This window comes from Dyella silvae (assembly GCF_026421305.1).
Lineage (GTDB): Bacteria > Pseudomonadota > Gammaproteobacteria > Xanthomonadales > Rhodanobacteraceae > Dyella > Dyella silvae.
In genome coordinates this window covers 227,342-248,315 of record NZ_JAPJBQ010000006.1, presented here as the reverse complement: position 1 = coordinate 248,315, position 20,974 = coordinate 227,342, and the positions used below count along the sequence as shown (strand labels likewise).

At 62.2% G+C, this 20,974-nt stretch carries 20 protein-coding genes; 7 read left to right on the top strand and 13 right to left on the bottom strand.

Annotated features, from left to right (window positions below; all coding sequences use genetic code 11):
• Positions 1-62 precede the first annotated feature (62 nt).
• A complete protein-coding gene (locus OQE56_RS15290; RefSeq protein WP_267225498.1) occupies positions 63-1,010 on the top strand; it encodes a hypothetical protein in 948 nt (315 codons plus the stop codon).
• 124 nt (positions 1,011-1,134) lie between these two features.
• The gene (locus OQE56_RS15285) at positions 1,135-1,515 is read left to right on the top strand and encodes a VOC family protein (protein WP_267225497.1); all 381 of its coding nucleotides are present in this window, start codon (positions 1,135-1,137) and stop codon (positions 1,513-1,515) included.
• Between the two features lie 163 nt (positions 1,516-1,678).
• Here the strand turns inward: OQE56_RS15285 and OQE56_RS15280 are convergent, their stop codons facing one another.
• The 7 genes from OQE56_RS15280 to OQE56_RS15250 all read right to left on the bottom strand — a co-directional run bounded on the left by OQE56_RS15280 (position 1,679) and on the right by OQE56_RS15250 (position 9,119).
• On the bottom strand, positions 1,679-2,431 hold the full coding sequence (locus OQE56_RS15280; protein WP_267225496.1) for a GntR family transcriptional regulator: 753 nt from the start codon (positions 2,429-2,431) through the stop codon (positions 1,679-1,681).
• A gap of 221 nt (positions 2,432-2,652) precedes the next feature.
• Positions 2,653-3,174 carry a fimbrial protein gene (locus OQE56_RS15275; RefSeq protein ID WP_267225495.1) on the bottom strand — a complete coding sequence of 174 codons (522 nt, stop codon included), beginning with the start codon at positions 3,172-3,174 and terminating at the stop codon, positions 2,653-2,655.
• A gap of 24 nt (positions 3,175-3,198) precedes the next feature.
• Positions 3,199-3,714: a fimbrial protein gene (locus OQE56_RS15270; protein WP_267225494.1), complete on the bottom strand. Its 516-nt coding sequence runs from the start codon at positions 3,712-3,714 to the stop codon at positions 3,199-3,201.
• 10 nt (positions 3,715-3,724) lie between these two features.
• The gene (locus OQE56_RS15265; RefSeq protein ID WP_267225493.1) at positions 3,725-4,690 is read right to left on the bottom strand and encodes a fimbrial protein; all 966 of its coding nucleotides are present in this window, start codon (positions 4,688-4,690) and stop codon (positions 3,725-3,727) included.
• Between the two features lie 97 nt (positions 4,691-4,787).
• Positions 4,788-7,640, bottom strand: a complete 2,853-nt coding sequence (locus tag OQE56_RS15260) for a fimbria/pilus outer membrane usher protein (protein ID WP_267225492.1) — start codon at positions 7,638-7,640, stop codon at positions 4,788-4,790.
• 85 nt (positions 7,641-7,725) lie between these two features.
• The gene (locus OQE56_RS15255; protein ID WP_267225491.1) at positions 7,726-8,475 is read right to left on the bottom strand and encodes a fimbrial biogenesis chaperone; all 750 of its coding nucleotides are present in this window, start codon (positions 8,473-8,475) and stop codon (positions 7,726-7,728) included.
• Between the two features lie 68 nt (positions 8,476-8,543).
• Positions 8,544-9,119, bottom strand: coding sequence for a fimbrial protein (locus OQE56_RS15250; protein ID WP_267225490.1), 576 nt, complete (start codon positions 9,117-9,119; stop codon positions 8,544-8,546).
• 922 nt (positions 9,120-10,041) lie between these two features.
• On the opposite strand from OQE56_RS15250, the gene zwf reads away from it, so the two are divergent.
• The 4 genes from zwf to eda all read left to right on the top strand — a co-directional run bounded on the left by zwf (position 10,042) and on the right by eda (position 14,901).
• On the top strand, positions 10,042-11,508 hold the full coding sequence (zwf, locus tag OQE56_RS15245) for a glucose-6-phosphate dehydrogenase (protein ID WP_267225489.1): 1,467 nt from the start codon (positions 10,042-10,044) through the stop codon (positions 11,506-11,508).
• Between the two features lie 119 nt (positions 11,509-11,627).
• Complete coding sequence (gene pgl / locus OQE56_RS15240) at positions 11,628-12,341, top strand: 6-phosphogluconolactonase (RefSeq protein ID WP_267225488.1); 714 nt, start codon at positions 11,628-11,630, stop codon at positions 12,339-12,341.
• 66 nt (positions 12,342-12,407) lie between these two features.
• A complete protein-coding gene (edd, locus tag OQE56_RS15235; RefSeq protein WP_267225487.1) occupies positions 12,408-14,225 on the top strand; it encodes a phosphogluconate dehydratase in 1,818 nt (605 codons plus the stop codon).
• Positions 14,226-14,259: 34 nt separating this feature from the next.
• On the top strand, positions 14,260-14,901 hold the full coding sequence (gene eda, locus OQE56_RS15230; protein ID WP_267225486.1) for a bifunctional 4-hydroxy-2-oxoglutarate aldolase/2-dehydro-3-deoxy-phosphogluconate aldolase: 642 nt from the start codon (positions 14,260-14,262) through the stop codon (positions 14,899-14,901).
• An 81-nt stretch (positions 14,902-14,982) separates the two neighbouring features.
• Here eda and OQE56_RS15225 read toward each other — a convergent pair whose 3' ends face one another.
• On the bottom strand, positions 14,983-15,345 hold the full coding sequence (locus tag OQE56_RS15225; protein ID WP_267225485.1) for a putative periplasmic lipoprotein: 363 nt from the start codon (positions 15,343-15,345) through the stop codon (positions 14,983-14,985).
• 171 nt (positions 15,346-15,516) lie between these two features.
• Between OQE56_RS15225 and OQE56_RS15220 the strand changes: the two genes are divergently transcribed.
• Positions 15,517-16,050 (top strand): DUF2501 domain-containing protein, encoded by a 534-nt coding sequence (locus OQE56_RS15220; RefSeq protein ID WP_267225484.1) that lies wholly within the window; start codon positions 15,517-15,519, stop codon positions 16,048-16,050.
• Positions 16,051-16,095: 45 nt separating this feature from the next.
• On the opposite strand, the gene OQE56_RS15215 is transcribed toward OQE56_RS15220, so the two are convergent.
• The 5 genes from OQE56_RS15215 to cyoA are packed head-to-tail and all read right to left on the bottom strand — an operon-like array spanning position 16,096 to position 20,923.
• Complete coding sequence (locus OQE56_RS15215; protein ID WP_267225483.1) at positions 16,096-16,863, bottom strand: SURF1 family protein; 768 nt, start codon at positions 16,861-16,863, stop codon at positions 16,096-16,098.
• A 34-nt stretch (positions 16,864-16,897) separates the two neighbouring features.
• Positions 16,898-17,284, bottom strand: coding sequence for a cytochrome o ubiquinol oxidase subunit IV (cyoD, locus tag OQE56_RS15210; protein WP_267225482.1), 387 nt, complete (start codon positions 17,282-17,284; stop codon positions 16,898-16,900).
• Positions 17,281-17,919 carry a cytochrome o ubiquinol oxidase subunit III gene (gene cyoC, locus OQE56_RS15205; protein ID WP_425601634.1) on the bottom strand — a complete coding sequence of 213 codons (639 nt, stop codon included), beginning with the start codon at positions 17,917-17,919 and terminating at the stop codon, positions 17,281-17,283. The genes cyoD and cyoC overlap by 4 nt, the downstream gene beginning before the upstream one ends.
• A complete protein-coding gene (gene cyoB / locus OQE56_RS15200) occupies positions 17,912-19,885 on the bottom strand; it encodes a cytochrome o ubiquinol oxidase subunit I (RefSeq protein ID WP_267225556.1) in 1,974 nt (657 codons plus the stop codon). The genes cyoC and cyoB overlap by 8 nt, the downstream gene beginning before the upstream one ends.
• Before the next feature lie 54 nt (positions 19,886-19,939).
• Positions 19,940-20,923: a ubiquinol oxidase subunit II gene (cyoA, locus tag OQE56_RS15195; protein WP_267225481.1), complete on the bottom strand. Its 984-nt coding sequence runs from the start codon at positions 20,921-20,923 to the stop codon at positions 19,940-19,942.
• Positions 20,924-20,974: the final 51 nt, after the last annotated feature.

The window sequence follows — 20,974 nt, the reverse complement described above, 5'->3', positions numbered from 1 at the left end:
TTTTGAACGGCCGCAGACCCTGGGAATGCCATCGCCCGTCGCATCCATAGAGGACAGAGATCATGTCGAATCATCGTGCCAGGTACGGTCGCCTCAGCAGGGCCGCGGGTCTTGTGACGTTGGCCTTCGCCAGCCTTACCGGTGTTGCCATGGCAGGCGATAGCCCTGCCGCATCGCCCGTCACCCCTGCCGCTTACACCTTTCAGTCACTCGACTACCCCGGTTCGTCGCAGACGATTTTCTGGGGCATCAACGATTTCGGTGAGCTGGCGGGCCAGTTCGCCATGAACGGCGGCACGTCGCACGCGATGGTGTATCGCCATGGCCATTTTGAAATGCTCGACCCCGCCCAGTTGGGCACGTACTTCAGTGCCGCCGGTGGCCCCAATGATCGGGGTGTGACCTACGGCGCCTACGCAGACGCCTCGGGTATTCAGCACGGTTTTATTTCGCGTAGCGGTCACCTCAAAACCGAGGACTTTCCGGGCCACCTCAATTCGAACGTCGACGGCATCAACGAGTTCGGCACCATTCTGGGTGTCTACTGGGATGCGGATGGCGCCTTCCACGGCATTCTGCGTCGCGGCGAGAACTGGGATACGCCCTTTGACGTCGCAGGCGCAGCCGAAACCTATCCGCTGGGGCTCAATGATCTGGGCGAATCCGTCGGCTACTGGGACACCAACCCCAAGGCGCCCCAGCCGCACGGCTTTTTCCGCGACGCGGAAGGCAAGATCACCACGCTCGACGTACCTGGCGCGGCCTATACGGTAGCTTTCGCGATCAACGACGTGGGTCAGATCGCCGGCTACTACTGGAGCCCCAACAGCCCACTCCATTCGTTTGTCGAGTCGAACGGCAAGTTCCAGTCACTTGATATGCCGGGCACGGTGGAGGTACTTGTCACCACCATAAACAACTTTGGCGTGGTCTCCGGCGAATACATCGATACGAAAGGCCAGCGACACGGCTTTATCGGCACGCCTACACCGGCGGAGCAGAAGCACTGAGTGAACCAGAGGCTCCGCAGCGATGCGGAGCCTCTGATCTGCTCAAGGCGTTCGAGCGATGGTGAATCAGTCCCCGGTGGCCGCGTCGTTGCTTTCTTCACGACTCAGCTCGAAGGAGGACGTTATGCATCACTCTCGTCTTTGCGCGTTGCTCATCGATTGCAACACGCCGGATATCGACGAGGCGGCCCGGTTCTGGGCCGATGCGTTGGGTCGTCCGGTCGACATGGATCACCCGGGTACGCGCGGCAACTACCGCATGCTGGCCACGCCGGACGACGAACCCATCGTGCAGATTCAGCGCGTGTCGCACGAAAGCCGCGTCCATATCGATATCGAGACCGATGACATTCCGGCCGAAGTGGCTCGCCTGGAGAAGCTGGGTGCGCACGTGGTGAATCGTCTTGAGCGCTGGACAGTGATGCAAGCGCCCAGCGGGCAACGGTTCTGCGTGGTCCGGATACAGCGGCCAGGATTCCCGAAGAATGCCAATCGCTGGGATTGAAGGCGTCACCGGATGCCGGGTCAGCTATCCATCAAGCCGCATCGATCGGCCAGCGAACGTATCGACTACCACCACCAGCCAAAGTCGTGGTGACTGAAAACGCCGCCGGCCAAGGACGGTAGCTGGGGGCAAGTGTGGCAACACCGCAGTGCCGCCGCATGCATCAATCGGTTTGCAGCTCGGCCACGAAGTCGTAGATGTCGCCGCGATACCAGGAGGTAGTGAACTCCACCACGCGGCCGTCGTCGAGAAAGCTGCGGCGTTCGATGTTCAGACCAGCGCTGCCGGCAGGCACGTGCAGCAGGCGCGCTTGTTGTGCGCCGAGCGAAACAGCACGCAGGCGCTGCAGTGCGCGGCGAGGGCGAGCGCCGAGCGTTTCGAGCACCTGATACAGCGAGTCGTGCACGATGGTGGGGTCCGGCAGGATGCTGGCGGGAACCACGCTGCGCTCGATGGCGAGCGGCTCTTCCTTGGCATAACGCACGCGATGAAGGCGTGCCACCAGCACGCCGGGCGAGAGGTTGAGCGCCATGGATTCTTCCGGCGTCACTTCGCCGACGATGCGCTCGGAGAACTCCGAACGCGGATTCAGGCCGCGTGCGCGCAAGTCTTCCGTGAAGCTGGTGAGGCGCGACATAGGCTTGATGATGCGCTCGGCCACAAACGTACCGGCGCCATGACGCTGGTTGAGCAGGCCCTCTTCCACCAGGCCGGCAATGGCCTTGCGTACTGTCACGCGCGACAGCTGCAACAGGCGCGACAGATCGCGTTCGCTCGGCAACGCCTGCCCTGGCTCGATGTCACGGTGCTCCACCACGTTGCGAATGGCCCGGCGCAAGCGCAGATAGGCCAGCGGCTGGCTGGTGGCGGGGTCGCGGCTAAGGCGGCGGTATTCGTTGACGAGGGCGGTTTCCATGCCAGAACGATACCAATGACCATACCAGTTTGGCAATTGGTTGCACGGCCGCCGATATCTGGTGTTACCAGTTTCGCGGGCTAGTTCCTAAGCTGAAGCCGCGTATGGCGGGATCAGCGGAAAACTGGTGTGCTCTGGTATGAGACTGGTTCGCCCACCAAAACCCTCACGTGGTATGCATGCCATTGGCAGGCATGGCGGTCGACAGGGCCGGGCGGCCATCAGTTGTAACTGATGGATACCGTGGCCACCGACTTCACCGTGCCGGCGCTAACGCTGGCGCCACTCACTCTCCAGTAGGCAGCGCGCAAGGGAAGTGAGGTCGTACCCGCACTGATCGCCGTGGTGCGCGTGCTGTTGGCGCCATTGGCACCGATGGTGAGGCCGTCGGTCGATTGCAGTTCGACCGCAACGCCGGATGCCGTGCCGGAGTTCTTGTAGCGCAGCGGGTCGCGTGAATCGGGGGTGCCGCTGAATGAAAACGTTGCGGTGCTCAAACCTGGATCGCATTGGTCCAGGGTGAGGCTGAATGCCTTGAATCCTGTCGCGCCACTCGCCGGCAGCGCGGACGCCTGGATCGGGTCCAGCGCCACCGTACGATCTGCATCGGAAGCGACGGACCATTGGCATGTGCTGGGCGAAATGGTGCCTGACACGTTGAATGTCGTTGACTGTGCATGCGCACCGCCACCTATGACAGTAAACGCAAGCAGCGCAAACAGCGGTAAGCCGCGGCGTTTCATGGGATGCACGTCTCCTGATGGCTATCAGTAGTAGGTGAACTGCACGGTGATAGGAGTTTTCACCACGCCTGGCGTCACGCTGGGCTTGGTCTGAGTAAAGCGGGCATGGATGCTGTACGAGTTTCCAAGTGTGCCAAGTGGCCAGTCCAGCGAACTACCTGGGTTGATCCCGGCGGTTAAGAGCGGGCCGGCTTGGCCGAGTTCGATGGCCACACCCGTGACATTGCCCGACGTGCTTACAGGCGCAAAGTAGCTGCCGTTGCTGGTATCCGGCGTACCAATGAATGTCATGCGGATGTTCTGAATATCAGGCGAGCAGCTTACCGCCTTGATGACAATGGGATTGGACCAGGCGGTTACGCGGCTGCCGGTAAACCACGAGACTGGATGAGTGCCAAGGTCGCCGTCGGGAATCGTGAAGTTGCACGTGCCCTGGGTGATGTTGCCCGTAAGGTTGAAGGTCACTGACTGCGCATGGCCTGGCGATGCAGCAACAAGCAGCATCGAGGTCAGCAGGCCATAGAACGATTTCCGTTTCATCGGATGATGCTCAGTTATAAGTGAACTGGATGGTGATCGGCGTTTTCACGACACCGGCAGTCACGTTGCCTAGCGTCTGCACGAAGCGTGCACGGAGGTTATAGCTGTCGCCCACCACGGACCGCGACCAGTCCAGGGTGCCACCGGGAATCGCCGGTGCCATGAAAGAGTTCGCAAGCTGGATGGCGATACCGGTGACATTGCCCGAGGTGCTGATGGGGGCAAAGTAGTTGCTATTGTTGGCATCCGGTGTACCCAGGAACTTCATGTGGATGTTGTCGATACCCGGCGAGCAGCTCACGATCTTGACTTTGATCGCGTCCGACCAGGGCTTGGTCGTGCTTCCTGTGAACGACGCGGCCGTATACGTGCCCAGGTCGGTGTCGGGTACGGTAAACGAGCAGGTGCCGGATCCATCGTTGATCTGCACCGATCCGGCCAGATGGAAAAGAAACATGCCGGCACCATCCGTCAGGACGGCGCCATCGTCGTAAACGTTCGATTTTCCGATAGGACCGGGTGCCAGCAGGCCCGCAGTGATGGGCCCGGTTTTGACCAGGCTGATCTCGATCTTTACACCGATATTGAACACGCCCATGGTCCTGCAGGCGGTCCAGCTATAGCCATTGGGTACCACGTTAATCGGGAAGGACACCCAGCCACCACAGCCGGTGTTGTACATGGTGAAGGAGAGCCCATACCCCACCCCGGGAACATTGGTGCTGTACACCACCATGGGGTTTCCTCCAATGGTGTAGGTGTCGACATACGTGCCGCTCGTGCTTGCGACACCCACCCCCGTCTGGGCGAGGGCGCCATGCGTGTCGCATGACCAGTAGCCACGCGCCCCTGTATCCAGAGTGGCTGTCGCTAGCACGAGGCCTACGGGCGCGTTGGGTTGCACGGTCACCGTACCGGGAAACGTGATGGCGAAATCGTCCGGGCCTACCGGCATAAGGTGCCTGCAGTAATTCATGGGTCCTGCCCAGCACGCGCCCGAACAGATCAGCAGGAGCAGCAACGTCAGAAGCCTGATGCCTAAGCGGAGGCGAGCGGATGATGTGCTGTGGATGTCATTCATAAAGACGACCTGAGTTCTCTTGCGTGCCTGCCGTCGCGTGACCCGAGGATGTTTTCATCGAAGGGGAAAAACGGTCAGATTCGCGCGATGCAGGCAACGCGCGCTGTTCATCGGCCTGGATGCCCGATGGACCGCCAACTGACGGTTCGTTGGGCGGATGGGTAGTGCTGGTGGCTTGGCCAGTGTTCGCGGACGTGCCCTTGCAGGCGACCTGTGCCCACTCCAGATCGCCGCGATGCGCCTTGTCCAATGGGGGAACATTCACCGCAATGCGGCAACTGTCGGTGGGATCGTCGCTCCAGCGCACGGTGAGCACGCCCGACTCGGGCATGTTGCCGATGACCAGGCGGCTCGCCTGACCGGCGACGCCAATCTTGTTGCCTTGCTCGTCGAAGACATCCGCACCGAAGGGCACGGGACGTCCGTCCGGCAGCATGGTTTCCACCATGAAGGCGCGACCATTCGATGTTTCGTAGCGCAGGCGAACGACCGAGTGCGCACGTGGCGCCACGCTCTGCGTGGTTTCCTTCAGCTCCACACCTGCGGCGGTGCCCTTGGGGTCGAGCGCGACAGTATTGAGTTCGTACGGCGCCAGGTACGGGACCACGGCGTAGCCGCGTGAATCCACCACCGCGCCCTGCGCGCTGGAGACGCTCGCACCGGCGGCATCGGGTGCGTCGACCACTCCCACCGTATCGCCCAGCGACGGCGACAGCGTCACTCCGCCGGCATGCACGACCATGCCGCCGGTGAGGCCCGCATTCCACTGCTGGTAGCCGCCGCCCTTGCTGTAGCCCGCGGCTACATTGCCCTTGCTGCCGTTGTACTGGCCGTTGAGGCTGTAGGTGTTGCTGCCATTCGCATGGCTCATGGTCGCGCCATAGGCGAAGCGGTTGTCCGCACCGGCCGTACCGCTCAGCGACGCCATGGTCGAGCTGCCACTCGCCTCGGAGTGGTTGTACATCGCGTTGAAGGACGGTGCGCGTAGCGTCTGGCCCAGCGGCATCGAAACGCTGAAGAACACGCTGGTGTCCCGGCGCGTTGGGATGACAGGCACGATGTAACCATCCGGCGCACCCGGGATACGGTTCGACAGGTTCGACATGGTGAAGCCCTGCACGCTGTCGCGCGAGCGCTGCACTGAGAGGTTGTAGCTGATCGAACGCCACCGGTTGCTGTAGCCGCCGGAGAAGTCGACCTGACGTCCCGAGCGGTTCCAAAAGTCGCGCACGGAACCGGCAACGTAGAGGTAGCCGTAGCGGTCACCCAGTGTCTGGTTGATGCTCAGGTCCAGACGGCTGCGCTGGCGCTGCGTGAGGGCGTTGCTGTAGCCGCGTGCAGCGGCATCGCGAAGCACCACGGCATCGCTCAGGCCAACGAAGCCCGGTGTCGAATAGCGATACGCCGCCACCGCAAAATTGGTGCCGGTCTCGATGATGTTCTTGTTGTAGCCAAGGCGGAAGCTGGCGCCATCGGTGGAAGGCTGGCCGGGCAGGGAGTTGCGTGCCAGCGTAACGTCGGCAGAGAAAGCGCCAATGTTGGTATTGAGCGCGGCACCGGCCAGTGCCGACACGTAGCCACTGGCGATCACCACGCCGGTATACCCGGTGATACGGTTGTTGAGGCCACGCTGATAAGTGGCCTGAATCAAGTTCGGCTCGTCCTTCAGGTTCTGCTGGTGAATCTTGCCGGCAACGATGTTCCATTGGCTTTGGCCTGCACGCAGCAGCTGCGGCACGGCGGAAAACGGCACGGAAAAACTTTTGATGCGGCCGTCAGCTTCCGTGATATCGACATTGAGGTCGCCGCCATAACCGGTGGGATACAAATCGTTGATGGAGAACGGGCCCGGCGCGACGCTGGTTTCGTAAATGATGTAACCGCGCTGGCGAATGGTGACTTTGGCGTTGGTTTCCGCCACGCCGTGAATAACCGGCGCATACCCTCGCATGGATTGCGGAAGCATGCGGTCATCGCTGATCAGGTTGACGCCGCGCAAGCGCACGCTGTCGAACAGCGCACCCGTCGTATACGTATCGCCAATGGCAAGCTGGGCTTGCAGCGAAGGAATGTCGTGCTGCAGATAAGTGGCTGTGTTCTGGTAATGCGTGCCACCGCGACTTGCCCAGTTCAGCGAGCCGAGCTGCGTCAGGTGCCACGAACCGACATTGAGCGACGCGTTGATGCCAAGGTACCCGGAGGTCAGTCCGCTGCCGCTATGGTTGGAGCGGTAAACGTTGGCGTTATAGGACAACGTGGCAGCGGTAATGCCAGCATCCCATTGCGACGGATCGACATAGCCACGCGCGGCCTGTCGCGTATAGAACTGCGGCACCGACAGCGACAACTCTTGGGTACTGGGATCGAAGCTGGAGCTGGCGTCCGGAATATAGTCACTCAACGGACCGCAGAACGGGCCAGCAGGCACGGCCTTGAGCGCCGGGCGCTGTGTATCCGCCCTGACTTTCTTCCAGTCGACGCCATAGCGCGCCAATGCGTCTGCGTCGAAGCACGGCAGGGAATCGTCCTGTCCGGGAACGGATTGAAAGACGATGTCGGTACGTGCGCGCCATTCACCGTTGAACAGCACATCGCCGCGATAGGTGCCCGGCGCGACATAACCGCTCTTTTCAAAGCGGGAAATATCCATCTTGGGCGCCATGCCGGTCGGAAAGAAATCCGTATCAAAGCTCGCCGCACCTCCTATAGGGGATGCGGGTGCCGCTGCGGCAGCCGCATGGGTGTTCTGCGCCAGAGCGCCGAGTATCGTCATCGGCAACACGGCCAGGCGCAGCATGGTCCACGCAGCACGGCTTGTTTGTGATCCGATGACACGGCGGCCCATGCACAACTCCTGTAAACGAGGCAACGTAGAGCCCGCGCCTCACGCGTCGCGAGGCACCTGCAGATACGAACAAAGATCGAGGCGTTCAGGGCGACAGCGGCTTGACCAGATCCTTGATGGCGCCGTAGTCGGTGATCACCCCGAACGAAGCTTTCACCTCGCCTGAGGGGCGCGTCGTGACGTCCTTGAGCGGAAACGTCGAGGTACCACCCGGTGCGACCATGCCACCACCGTGGTTACCCACGTCACGGTCGCCGACGCGAACGTCCACGCGGGCAAAGTTCACGTAGTAGGGCGTGGGATTGGTGACTCGCAGTGCGAAACCCTTGCCGTCTTCGCCGGGCACCCATGTCCAGCTCAGTTTGTCGGGGGCGTCGGTGACGTCACCCGGCAGTCCGGCCGGACGGAACAGCAACTTGATGCGCGTGCGAAAGGCAAATTGCAGCAGGTTGCGGCCTTCGCTGTTGTCCGCCTTGGGCGGAACCTCCAGCACGTTGACCCAGAAAAGGGTTTCCTTATCCGTAGGCAGCGGTTCCTTGGTGTACATCACGCGCACCGCCTGGCCTTTGCCGGGCTCCATGCGGAAGATGGGTGGAGCTACCGTAAACGGCACCTTGGCTGTGTCGGGCGTCGATCGCTCATCACCGTCGTCGAGCCACACCTGCACAAGCGCCGGTCGGCTGCTGTCATTGGTGAGCTTGACGGTGATTTCTTTTTCCCGGGCGGGATAGATGACACGGGTGCCGCCAATCACCACACTGGCTTCGCTGCGCGCGGCGAACACCCCTGCCATCACCAGCATGCCTGCCATGGCATAGCGCAAAACGTTGGACATACATCACCTGATGAGAAGAGTGCACCGGCGGCGATAAGCCGCCGGTGCACGACAGATCCGCAAGCGGATTAGTTGTAGACCACCGAGTACACGACGCTCGTGCTGACCTTGCCCGGCGTGGCGGGGCCGTTGACGGCCAGGTACTGGGCGAAGAACGACAGCTTGCCGGTGTTCGCGGTGGTGGCACCAATGAGGGTCGACCAGCTCTGGCCCGGGTTGGCCAGGTTAATCGCCGTCTTGCTGCTGTCAGCCAGCTGGATCTGCACGTTGGTGGCTTCGCCGCTCAGCGCGTTCTTCAGGGCGCCGGTGCCGGCGTCGATCTGCGGGCTGGAGAGCATGTAGGACATATAGGCGGTCTTGCCGCTCGCGCAGTTCGGACCACTGAAAATTACGTCGAACTGCTTCTGGTTGGCGGTGGCGCCGACGGTGGCCAGCTGGTTGGCGTCTGCCGGGTCCAGCGCAACGATGAAGTTGCCGGTACCCTCGTTGGTGCCGGTGCCGCCAGTCACGGTACAGGTGGTGTCGTTGATCTGGCCGGTGAAGGTGATGGTGCCGCCGCTGCCTGCCGGGGCAGCGAACGACGAAGCGGAGACGGCAGCGCCCATGACAAAGGCGATCGCGGAGGCAAGCTTGATGTGCTTCATAGTAGACATTCCTTGAATACAGGTTGGTTTGCAAACATCCGCCCTCCGGCGAATGTCTTCGCTTCAGTCGAAGTCGACCGAAACAAAGCCGATGTCGGTGGCAACCTGGCGCGCGAGCATGCTGGCCATGCGGATAACCGTGACCCTTCAAGTCCATCGCGTTGTGTGGTGTGAGTGAGGCTTGGCTTCGATGCCTGCTGGCTGCGTGGCGGGGCCGCGCGCACGATGTGCACCATGTGGAGCTTCGCCACGAACTGCTACTTCCAGGGCTTTGCACCGCAACTTCTGACGTGAAGTTGATTACAGGGATGGTAGGTGGCGCATAGAGAGGGGACTATCAGAAAGATCTCAAACTTGCGCTGCGTAGTGAGTAGGACACGAAGACGTGCGCATCACCGACCGTTGTCGGTTTCGTGGTTGCGATCATGGGATGACACGGCGTGTCGAGCGCATGCATCGGTTGCACTCGAGATCACTGGTGCATCGTTCGGGCAGTGGCTGAGTGTCGCCATGACTCGGCACGTCGACCGCAGGTGGACTCGGGCCTGCCGGTGCCGGGTTGCACGTGATGGATACGACGTTCGCGGCATATTGCCGTGGTGGTCTGGTATCGCCATTGCGAGCGGCGCCGGCCCAGGCACAGGATGCGCCAGCCGGGGGCGGAGGCCCGCGTGGGGCGGCTCCCTCACACGTCGCCACGCACTCCAAAAAGATACCAGTAGGCATACCACTTGCTGTATGGGCCGTTGTGGCGCGGCTTTTTGGCGGTACCAGTTTTTGGTCGTACTTTGGCCTTGCGCCTCGCTTGCGAGGACTTAATGAACAACTGGTGTTGTCTGGTATGACACTGGTACGATCAGCGAGCACTGCACGTGGTATGCATGCCACGTGCCGCTCCCCGCATCGCCTTGAGGTGACTGAAGTGACTGCTTCTCCCCAGCCGGTCGACCCTTTTGACCTGGTGATTTTTGGTGGAACCGGCGACCTCGCCGTACGCAAACTGCTGCCCGCGCTGTATCACCGCTTTGTGGACGGGCAGATCCCCGGATCCAGCCGCATCATCGGCGTCGCGCGCGAAGGCCTCGATGACGACGGCTACCGCACCACGATACGCAAGGCGTTGCTGGAAGGCGGTGCAGACGCCTCCAAGGTGGATACGTTTTTGCCCCAGGTGAGTTATCGCTCGCTCGATGCGCGCAAAGACGACGGTTGGGACGCGTTTGCGACACTGATGGGCGAGCAGCCCAATCACGTGCGCGTGTTCTACCTCTCCACCTCGCCAGACTTGTTTGTTGATATCTGTAACCGCCTTGGCAGCTACGGCCTCAACAAGGGCGAGGCGCGCGTGGTGCTGGAGAAGCCGATTGGCCGCAATCTGGCGAGCGCCAATCAGATCAATGACGCTGTGGGCCGCGTATTCGACGAATCGCAGACCTTCCGCATCGACCACTACCTTGGCAAGGAAACGGTGCAGAACCTGTTGGCATTGCGCTTTGGCAATGCGCTGTTCGAGCCGCTGTGGAATGCCGAACACATCGATCACGTGCAGATCACCGTGGCCGAAACGCTGGGCGTGGGCCAGCGCGTGGCGTACTACGACCATGCCGGCGCGCTGCGCGACATGGTGCAGAACCATATTCTGCAGCTGCTGTGCATGGTGGCGATGGAGCCACCCTCGTCGCTGGCGCCCGATGCGGTGCGCGATGAGAAGCTCAAGGTGCTGCGCTCGCTCAAGCCGATTGATGGCGGCAACGCGGCGCAGCTCACAGTGCGCGGCCAGTATCGCGCGGGCGCAGCGGATGGCCAGGGCGTGCCGGGCTATCTGGATGAGCTGAAGGACCACAAGTCCAACACCGAAACGTTTACGGCGCTGAAGGCCGAGATCGCCAACTGGCGTTGGGCCGGCGTGCCGTTCTATCTACGCACGGGCAAGCGGTTGCCGGAGCGTGTGTCCGAGATCGTGGTGGTGTTCAAGGAAGTGCCGCACTCCATTTTCGATCCGTCGGCGGGCGTGCTTGCGCAGAATCGTCTGGTGTTGCGACTGCAGCCGGACGAGAACATCAAGCTGTGGGTCACCATCAAGCATCCGGGCCCCGGTGGCTTGCGCCTGCGCTACGTCTCGCTCGACATGAGTTTTGCCGAAGCCTTTGGCGTACAGCAGCCCGACGCTTACGAGCGTCTGCTGCTGGATGTGGTGCGCGGCAATCCCACGCTGTTCATGCGCCGCGACGAAGTGGAAGCGGCCTGGCGCTGGGCCGACCCCATTCTGGCTGCCTGGGCGGATAGTGGCGAAACACCGCGCCAGTACACGTCGGGTACCTGGGGGCCGAGCGCCGCGGTGGCGCTGATCGAGCGCGACGGCCGCAACTGGTACGAGGACAGTGAGTAAACGGCAGCTTGCCGTCACTCGCCGCGATGCACAGTCGCTTCACCTGTGCATCGCCTGTTCGTGCCTAAACTCCCTACCCCGCGCGCGTGTCGTCCGCGTAGCCCTGCTCTCTTCACACCATGCCTGAGATTCTGAACGTCACCACGCATAGCTTTAGCGATTGCCAGGCGCTCGCCGCAGCGCTGGCGGAGCGGGTAGCGGAGCGTTTGCGCGAAAGTATCGATCAACGGAATACGGCGCTGCTGGCCGTGTCCGGTGGCAGTACGCCGCGTCATTTCTTTGAGCGGCTATCGCGCCAGATGCTCGATTGGTCGAAAGTGCAGGTCACGCTGGTGGACGAACGCTGGGTGCCTGAAAGCCATGAGCGTTCCAATGCGGGCATGGTGAAGGCGTTGCTGTTGAAGCACGCAGCTACCACCGCGCAGTTCGTACCTCTGTACGCGGATGCGCCGACGCCCGAAGCCGGGCTGGCTGTGGTGCGTGCACGCATGGCCACCTTGCCGCTGCCGTTCGATGCGGTGGTGCTTGGTATGGGCAACGACGGCCACACCGCGTCGTTCTTCCCCGGTGGCGACCGCCTGCCGGAGGCGTTGGATCTGACCAACGCCGCACGCGTATTGCCCATGCGCGCGGAAGGCGCGGGCGAGCCGCGCATTACCTTCACCCTGCCCGCGCTGCTCGACACGCGTGCGTTGTTCCTTCACATCGAGGGCGAAGCGAAGCGTCAGTTGCTGGCGGATGCGCGCCTTGGCCTGGGCGAAGCGGCAGGCTTTCCTGTGCGCGCCGTGCTTACCCAGTCGCGAGTGCCCGTCGCCGTCTACTGGTGCCCGTGAGTCGCTGGCGTCACCTGCATGAATGGCGCGCATGGTTGCGTGCCGCCTGATTATCGGAGTTCGAACATGAGCGTGCTTCACCCCGTCGTTGCCGAAGTCACTGAGCGCTTGCGTGAGCGCAGCGGCGAGTCGCGCACGGCCTATCTGCGGCGCATCGACGCCGCTCGTGGCAATGGTCCGCATCGCGAGCGTCTTTCCTGCGGCAATCTCGCGCATGGTTTCGCAGCGTGCGGCGGTACCGACAAGCAGCGCCTGCGCGAGGGCCATACGCCCAATCTCGGCATCATCAACGCTTACAACGACATGCTCTCGGCGCATCAGCCGTACGAGCGTTACCCCGAGCTGATTCGCAACGTAGCGCGCGAGGCAGGCATTACTGCGCAGATGGCCGGTGGCGTGCCCGCGATGTGCGATGGCATTACGCAGGGCCGTGCCGGCATGGAATTGTCGCTGTTCTCGCGCGACGTGATTGCCATGGCGACGGCCGTATCGCTGTCGCATGACATGTTCGATGGCGCGCTTTACCTGGGCATCTGCGACAAGATCGTGCCCGGCCTGCTTATCGGTGCGTTGAGCTTCGGTCACCTGCCCGGCATGTTCGTGCCCAGCGGCCCGATGCCGAGCGGCATCAGCAACGAGCAGAAGTCGAAGGTCCGCCAGGCTTACGCAGAAGGCAAGGCCACCAAAGCCGAGCTGCTGGAGGCCGAGGCGGCGTCCTATCACGCGCCGGGCACGTGCACGTTCTACGGTACCGCCAACTCCAATCAGATGCTGATGGAGATTATGGGCTTGCATCTGCCGGGTGCGAGTTTTGTGGCGCCGGATACGCCGTTGCGCGACGCGCTGACGCGCGAATCGGTACTGCGTGTGGCCGAACTGAGTGCGCCGGGCAGCTCGTATCTGCCGATGGGTCACATCATCGACGAGCGCGCCATCGTTAATGGCGTGATCGGTTTGCACGCCACCGGCGGCTCCACGAATCACCTGTTGCATCTGGTGGCTATTGCGCGCGCGGCGGGCATCGAGCTTCGCTGGGACGATTTCGATGCGCTGTCGTCGGTGATTCCGCTGCTGGCGCGCGTGTATCCCAACGGCTACGCCGATGTGAACCAGTTCCATGAAGCAGGCGGCATGGGTTTCCTGATCGATCAGCTGTTGAGTCAGGGCCTGATGCATGCCGATGTGCGTACGGTGTTCGGCACTGGCATGGACGGCTACGCACAGCTGCCGCAGCTGGATACGAACGGCGCGCTGGTGTGGAAGCCGGTGTCGAAGGAAAGCGGCAATCGCGGCGTGTTGCGCGGCGTGGCCGAGCCCTTCCGTGCCGACGGCGGCTTGCGCATGCTCGACGGCAACCTGGGCCGTGCGGTGATCAAGGTGTCGTCCGTGCCGGACGATCGTCTGGTCATCGAAGCACCGGCGATTGTGTTTCACGATCAGGACGATGTGCGCAAGGCGTTCGAACGCGGCGAACTGAACCGTGATTTTGTGGCGGTGGTGCGTTTCCAGGGTCCGCAGGCGATCGGTATGCCGGAGCTGCACAAGCTCACTCCGACCCTGGCGGTGTTGCAGGATCGCGGCCATCGCATTGCGCTGGTCACCGACGGCCGCATGTCGGGCGCTTCCGGCCGCGTGCCCGCCGCCATCCACGTGACTCCCGAGGCGCAGGACAACGGCGCCATCGCGCGTATCCGCGACGGTGACATCGTCCGAGTGGATGCCGTGCATGGGCGGCTGGATGTGCTGGTGGAAGCCGGTGAGTTCGCGGCGCGCGTGCCGGCTACGGCGGATCTTTCCTCCCATCGATTCGGCATGGGCCGCGAGTTGTTCGGCTTGTTCCGGAACAATGCGTCGTCAGCCGATCTCGGCGCCGGCGTGTTCTGAGCGAACGCCACACTTTCAACATTGACGGAACACCATGAGCATCGAACAGAAGCAGAAGCTGATTGAATCCACCCTGCGCCTGGCGCCCGTGGTGCCGGTGGTGATTATCGAAGACGCACGGGCCGCCGTGCCGATGGCGCGCGCTTTGGTGGCTGGTGGTACACCGGCCATCGAAGTGACGCTGCGCACGCCTGCGGCGCTCGATGCCATCAAGGCCATTGCTGAGGAAGTGGAAGGCGCCGTGGTGGGTGTCGGCACCGTACTCAGCGCGAAGGATCTGCGCGCAGCCTACAAAGCCGGTGCGCGTTTTGCGGTATCGCCGGGCGTATCGCCCGGGTTGCTGGATGCGGCTGACGACAGCGAGCTGCCGCTATTGCCGGGCACGGCTACGGCGAGCGAAGTCATGGCGCTGCTGGAGCGCGGCTATCACCACGTGAAGTTCTTCCCTGCCGTGCCGGCCGGTGGCCACAAGCTGATCGGCGCCTGGGCCAGTCCGCTGCCACAGATGAAGTTCTGCCCCACCGGCGGCATCACTCTTGCGACAGCGCCGGATTTCCTGGCATTGCCAAACGTGGTGTGCGTGGGCGGCTCGTGGCTTACCCCTGCCGACAAACTACATAGCGGCGATTGGGCCGGCATCGAGCAATTGGCGCGGGAAGCGGCGGCGTTGCGCTGACCATCTTCATCGCGCCATGCCGGTTCGCACCGGCATGGCAGACGGGACCAGCGGCTGGTTATGCCTTCAGCCGCAGCCTGTTCATTCCGCGGGCGCTGAGATCTCCACGCACTGTTCGACCTGCCTGAAGTACCAGGTGTCGTCCTCGTCGAAGTTCGAGTAATAGGTGGCCACCGTACGATCGGCGACCGGTTTGATATCGACGAGCGCCACCGTGGGGCTCTTCTCGGTCTTGTGAATCTCGATGGTGGTGCCGGTGTAGAGCACGTACGACTCGAGGTGCACGGGCTTGGTGCCCCAGGCTTCCGATACACAGGACGCAATGTTGGCAACGCTGCCCCGGCCTTCATAGGCGGCGGTGGGCTTGGAGTTGCGCAGACTGCCGGAGCTGGCACAGCCGGACAGAAGTGTCGCCAGCACGGCGAGGGCCACATAGTGTTTCATCGGACAGAGCTTCCATGGGTCGGGTGAATGATCGCGCAGCGCCACGACGGCGCATACCTGAACCGCAAACGTACACCACCCTCGCCGCGATGACGCAAACGTAACGATGTGAGGTATTGAATGCGCGGGTTACGGGAAGACGTAATCAGGTTCTTAGACGGAGGGAAACTCATGAACAAGCGCATTGGCAGCATCGGTACGGCCTGCATGGCCGTCGCTCTCAGCCTCGTCTGCAGCGCCGGCAGCGCGCAGGACCTGGGCAAGCTCGGCAGCATGATTCCCGGCGGCAGCTCCATGACGTCCGGCAGCATGGGCAACGTGGCCGGCCTGCTCGAGTACTGCGTGAAGAACAACTACCTCGGCGGCAACTCGGGCGCCTCCGGTATCCAGAACCAGCTGATGGGCAAACTGGGCGGCGGCTCCGGCGCGACAGCGAGTAACGCAAGTCACGGCAGCAGCGCCTCGGACATGCTTGGTGAGCTGACCGGCAGCAAATCGAAGTCGCACAGCGGCGCGGCCGCCCCGGGCGGTGCTACCAACGACCCGGGCTACCTCAGTGGCGCCAAGGGCATTCTGCAGGGCGGCAATGGCGAGAGCATGGATCTCAATTCGCTCGGTGGCGGCTCCAGCGACCTGAAGTCGCAGCTCACCACCAAGGTCTGCGATACCGTGCTCAAGCAGGGCAAGTCGTTCCTGCACATGTAAGCGCTTCTTGTGTAGGAGCGCACAAGTGCGCTCCTACACGCAGCATTATGGCTTTCGGCGCTGGCGATACTCGTCGCGCGCCACGTAAAAGCCCGCGCCCAACACCATCAGCGCCAGCGCGTACCAGGTGATCAGGTAGCTGAGGTGGTTGTTGGGAAACGCGATCACGGTGAGGCCGCCCTGCGGCCAGGCGGGTTTGCCGGCGTCAAGCGTGCCCGGCGCCGCGTCCTCGTCGACAAAGTAAGGCGCAGCATCCTTCAGCCCCCGGGCATTCGCTATCGCGGGCACGTCGCGGGTGTACCAGCTATTGCGCGCAGGGTCGTTGTGACGGATGAGGCCGGAGGGTTCGCTCATGCGCAGCAGGCCCGTCAGGGTCGTTTCGCCCGAGGGGCCCGGGGCGCACTGGTCCTTGGCGCCACACCAGTCGGCCGGCGCAAAGCCGCGATTCACCAGCACGACCGAGCCGTCGGCCTGTTGCAGCGGCGTCATCACCCAGTAGCCGCTGCCCAGATCGGTGGCGGTCCATACCAGTGTCTGGCGGTCATACAGGAACGTGCCGCGCAATTGCACATGCCGGTACTCCGATGATGCTGCGTTGACGTCACGCCATTGCGCCCGCCCGGGCGCGTCCACCGGTGCGGCATGAACGCGCGCATCGACACGCGCGATCAGGTCGCGCTTCCACGCCAGTCGGTAAACCTGCCACGTGCCCAGCGACACGAATCCCGCAAACAGCACCACGCCAAGCAGCGTCAGCAGGCCCAACGCTACGGGGCCGCGCGGTTGGCGGCCGGATTCATCAACAGCATTCATCGGCGTTACACGTATGGAGGTTGCGCGAAGACCGTCAAGGCAGGTTCGACGGATCCATCATGGTCGGCATCATGTTGCTGTTGAGGTGATACATGATCCATATCGACCCGCTCAGCGTGATAACCACCAGCACGATGGTAAACACCAGCGCGAGCATGTTCCAGCCGCCTTCGGATTTGGCGTTCATGTGCAGGAAGTAGATCATGTGCACCACGATCTGCACGGCGGCGAGGCCCAGCACGAACACCGCCGTGGTGCTCGACTTGGCGAAGCCGCCGCTCATCACGATCCAGAATGGGATGATGGTGAGGACACAGGCCAGAACGAAACCAGTGAGGTAGCCCTTCAGGGTGGCATGGATACCCAGGTCGTCGTGGCCGTGATCGTCGTGGGCAGGCTGCCCGCCGTCATGCGCACTCATGGCAGCACTCCCATCAGATAGACGAAGCTGAACACGCCCACCCACACCACGTCGAGAAAGTGCCAGAACATCGACAGGCACATCAGCCGGCGTTTGTTGGCGGGAATCAGTCCCTTCTTGAGCACCTGGATCATCAGCACGATGAGCCAGAGGATGCCGCAGGTCACGTGCAGGCCATGCGTGCCCACCAGGGTGAAAAACGACGACAGGAACGCGCTGCGTTGCGGGCCCGCCCCGATCGAGATGAGGTGTGCAAACTCCCGCAGTTCAATGGTGAGGAAGCCGGCTCCGAGCAAACCGGTGATGATCAGCCAGACCAGCATGGGATTGCGCCGGTCACGCTGCATCTCCAGCACCGCGAAGCCATAGGTGATCGACGAAAGCAGCAAAAGCGTCGTGTTGAGCGCCACGGTAGGCAGCTCCAACACCTCTTTGCCGGTGGGGCCGCCTGCGTATTCGCGGCCGAGTACACCGTACGCGGCGAACAGGCAGGCGAACACGAGGCAGTCGCTCATCAGGTAAATCCAGAAGCCCAGCAGCGTGCCGTTCTCTGGGTGATGATCCTGCGCTTCGTGGAAGACCAGCGGCTGCGCCGGACCGCCGTCGGCGGGCATGGTGGTAGCGATATCAGACATGGCGGGCCAGCAGCTCCGTACGGGATGCCTCGACGCGATTCACCTCGTCGGCCGAAAGGTAGTAATCGCGGTGGTAGTTGAAGGTGTGCGCGATGGCTACCAACAACAGCAGCGCAAACGACACGGCTGCAATTAGCCACATGTACCAGATCATGGCGAAACCAAAGACGAAACTCAGGCCGGCGAGCATGATGCCCGCGCCAGTGTTGAGCGGCATATGGATGGGCAGGAAGCCGCTCAGCGGACGTTGATAGTGGTGCTTCTTCATCATCCACCACGCATCGTGGTCGTGCACACGCGGGGTGAAAGCGAAGTTGTACGGTGGCGGTGGTGATGAGGTGGACCATTCCAGCGTACGCCCGTTCCATGGGTCGCCGGTGACATCGCGCAGCGCCTCGCGGCGGCGGAAGCTCACCACGAACTGCGTGATCATGCAGCCGATGCCAAGCAAAATCAGGAAGGCGCCGAATGCCGCCAGCAGAAACCAGATCTGCAGCGTGGGATCCTCGAAGTGACTCAGGCGGCGCGTCACGCCCATCAGGCCCAGCATGTACAGCGGCATGAAGGCGAAATAGAAGCCCACCACCCAGAACCAGAATGCGCACTTGCCCCAGAAGGGGTCGAGCCGGAAACCGAACGCTTTGGGGAACCAGTACGTAATGCCGGCGAACAAGCCGAACAGCACGCCGCCGATGATCACGTTATGGAAGTGCGCGATCAGGAACAGGCTGTTGTGCAGCGAGAAATCGGCCGGAGGCACGGCCAGCAGCACGCCCGTCATGCCGCCGATCACGAAGGTGACCATGAAGGCCACGGTCCACAGCATCGGCACTTCGAATTCCACGCGGCCCCGGTACATGGTGAACAGCCAGTTGAAGATCTTGGCGCCGGTGGGGATCGAAATGATCATCGTCGTGATGCCGAAGAACGAGTTGACGCTTGCACCCGAACCCATGGTGAAGAAGTGGTGCAGCCACACCAGGTAGGACAGCACCGTGATCACCACCGTGGCGTACACCATCGAGGTGTAGCCAAACAGCGGTTTGCGGCTGAAGGTGGCGGTGACTTCGGAGAAAATGCCGAACGCAGGCAATACCAGGATGTAAACCTCCGGATGGCCCCAGATCCAGATGAGGTTTACGTACATCATGGCGTTGCCGCCAAGCTCGGTAGTGAAGAAGTTGGTGCCCACGTAGCGGTCCATCGCCAGCAGCGCCAGCACCGCGGTGAGTACTGGAAACGCGGCGACGATAAGCACGTTGGTGCACAACGCCGTCCAGGTGAATACCGGCATTTTCATCAGTGTCATGCCCGGCGCACGCATCTTGACGATGGTGACCAGCAGATTGATGCCCGATAAGAGGGTGCCCACACCTGCTATCTGTAGCGCCCAGATGTAGTAGTCCACGCCGGCATCGGGGCTGGAGACGATGTCGGACAACGGCGGGTAGGCGAGCCAGCCGGTGCGAGCGAACTCGCCGATGAACAGCGACGCCATGACCAGCATGGCGCCGGCCACCGTCATCCAGAAGCTGAAGTTGTTGAGGAAGGGAAACGCCACGTCGCGCGCGCCGATCTGCAGCGGCATCACGAAGTTCATCAAGCCCGTCACCATGGGCATGGCGACGAAGAAGATCATGATCACGCCGTGCGCGGTGAAAATCTGGTCGTAATGCTCAGGCGGCAGGTAGCCCATGTTGTCGCCAAACGAGATCGCCTGCTGCGCGCGCATCATGATGGCGTCGGCAAAGCCGCGAAGCAGCATAACGAAGCCAAGAATCATGTACATGATGCCGATCTTCTTGTGATCGATGCTGGTGAACCATTCGTGCCACAGGTAGCCCCATAGCTTGAAGTAAGTGATGGCGCCGAGCACGACGATGGCGCCAAGAGCCACCACGGCGAAGGTGCCCAGCACGATGGGCACATGCAGGGGCAGCTCCTCCAGCGTGAGGCGTCCGAAGATCAGCTTGGCAAGGTCGGGATGGGCGAGCATCGTGGACACCACCGGTGGTAGAGATCAGTCGGAATGAGGTTGCGGCATCGGGCTATCGGCCATACCGGCCGAGCCCGCGTTAACGTGCATGGTCCTGGACGCGTCTGCCGATTCATGGGGACTCAGATCCACGCGGGTCATGCACGAGCGGCTTTCCGGATCCACGCAGCGCGTAAGAATGGCGCGGTAGAGCCCCGGCTCGACGGTGGCGTAATACGTCACTGGCACGTTTTCGCTCGGCTGGGCCAGCTTTACATAGGCATCACGACTGAGGTCGCCACCGCTGGACCTGGCCTTTTGCACCCACTGCGCAAACTCTGCCTCGCTCACGCCGTGAAACACGAAGTGCATGCCGGAGAAACCGTTGCCGCTGTAGTTGGCTGAAAAGCCCTGGAACTCGCCGGGCGCATTGATCACCGCCTGCAACTGGGTCTCCATGCCGGGCATGGCGTAGATCTGGCCGGCCAGCGCGGGAATGAAGAACGAATTCATCACCGAGGTGGCCGTAATCTTGAAGCGAATGGGGCGATCCACCGGCGCGGCCATTTCGTTCACGGTGGCAATGCCCTGCTCGGGGTATATGAACAACCATTTCCAGTCGAGCGCCACGACGTTGACCGTCAGCGGTTTTGCTTCAGCGGGTACCGGGCGGCCGGCAGCAAGGCGATCGAGTGGGCGATACGGGTCGAGCTTGTGCGTACTTACCCAGGTGATGGCGCCGAGTGCGATGATGATCAGCAGCGGAGCAGACCAGATCAGCAGCTCCAGCACGGTGGAATGATCCCACTCGGGATCGTAAGTGGCTTTCTTGTTGGATGCGCGGTAATGCCAGGCGAACAACAGTGTCAGCGCGATCACCGGAACGATGATGAGCAGCATGAGCACAGTGGACGTAATGATGAGGTTGCGCTGCTGCAGCGCAAGGTCGCCCGAGGGCGACATGAGCACAGTCTGGCAGCCCGCAAGCAAGCCGGTGGCCGTGATGAGCAGTCCGCGGAAACCCTTCATAGACGTGTCCGACGACGCTTTTAGTGGTGGAAAACGGTACGCCGTTCGGTG

Bases quoted from the DNA above. Each gene is read 5' to 3' on its own strand.
- OQE56_RS15265 (WP_267225493.1), bottom strand. From the start codon at position 4,690: ATGAATTACTGCAGGCACCTTATGCCGGTAGGCCCGGACGATTTCGCC.
- edd (WP_267225487.1), top strand. From the start codon at position 12,408: ATGAGCGTGCTTCACCCCGTCGTTGCCGAAGTCACTGAGCGCTTGCGT.
- OQE56_RS15285 (WP_267225497.1), top strand. From the start codon at position 1,135: ATGCATCACTCTCGTCTTTGCGCGTTGCTCATCGATTGCAACACGCCG.
- pgl (WP_267225488.1), top strand. From the start codon at position 11,628: ATGCCTGAGATTCTGAACGTCACCACGCATAGCTTTAGCGATTGCCAG.
- OQE56_RS15250 (WP_267225490.1), bottom strand. From the start codon at position 9,119: ATGAAGCACATCAAGCTTGCCTCCGCGATCGCCTTTGTCATGGGCGCT.
- OQE56_RS15260 (WP_267225492.1), bottom strand. From the start codon at position 7,640: ATGGGCCGCCGTGTCATCGGATCACAAACAAGCCGTGCTGCGTGGACC.
- OQE56_RS15275 (WP_267225495.1), bottom strand. From the start codon at position 3,174: ATGAAACGCCGCGGCTTACCGCTGTTTGCGCTGCTTGCGTTTACTGTC.
- OQE56_RS15270 (WP_267225494.1), bottom strand. From the start codon at position 3,714: ATGAAACGGAAATCGTTCTATGGCCTGCTGACCTCGATGCTGCTTGTT.
- OQE56_RS15290 (WP_267225498.1), top strand. From the start codon at position 63: ATGTCGAATCATCGTGCCAGGTACGGTCGCCTCAGCAGGGCCGCGGGT.
- cyoC (WP_425601634.1), bottom strand. From the start codon at position 17,919: ATGTCTGATATCGCTACCACCATGCCCGCCGACGGCGGTCCGGCGCAG.
- eda (WP_267225486.1), top strand. From the start codon at position 14,260: ATGAGCATCGAACAGAAGCAGAAGCTGATTGAATCCACCCTGCGCCTG.
- cyoA (WP_267225481.1), bottom strand. From the start codon at position 20,923: ATGAAGGGTTTCCGCGGACTGCTCATCACGGCCACCGGCTTGCTTGCG.
- OQE56_RS15255 (WP_267225491.1), bottom strand. From the start codon at position 8,475: ATGTCCAACGTTTTGCGCTATGCCATGGCAGGCATGCTGGTGATGGCA.
- OQE56_RS15215 (WP_267225483.1), bottom strand. From the start codon at position 16,863: ATGAATGCTGTTGATGAATCCGGCCGCCAACCGCGCGGCCCCGTAGCG.
- OQE56_RS15280 (WP_267225496.1), bottom strand. From the start codon at position 2,431: ATGGAAACCGCCCTCGTCAACGAATACCGCCGCCTTAGCCGCGACCCC.
- OQE56_RS15225 (WP_267225485.1), bottom strand. From the start codon at position 15,345: ATGAAACACTATGTGGCCCTCGCCGTGCTGGCGACACTTCTGTCCGGC.
- cyoD (WP_267225482.1), bottom strand. From the start codon at position 17,284: ATGAGTGCGCATGACGGCGGGCAGCCTGCCCACGACGATCACGGCCAC.
- OQE56_RS15220 (WP_267225484.1), top strand. From the start codon at position 15,517: ATGAACAAGCGCATTGGCAGCATCGGTACGGCCTGCATGGCCGTCGCT.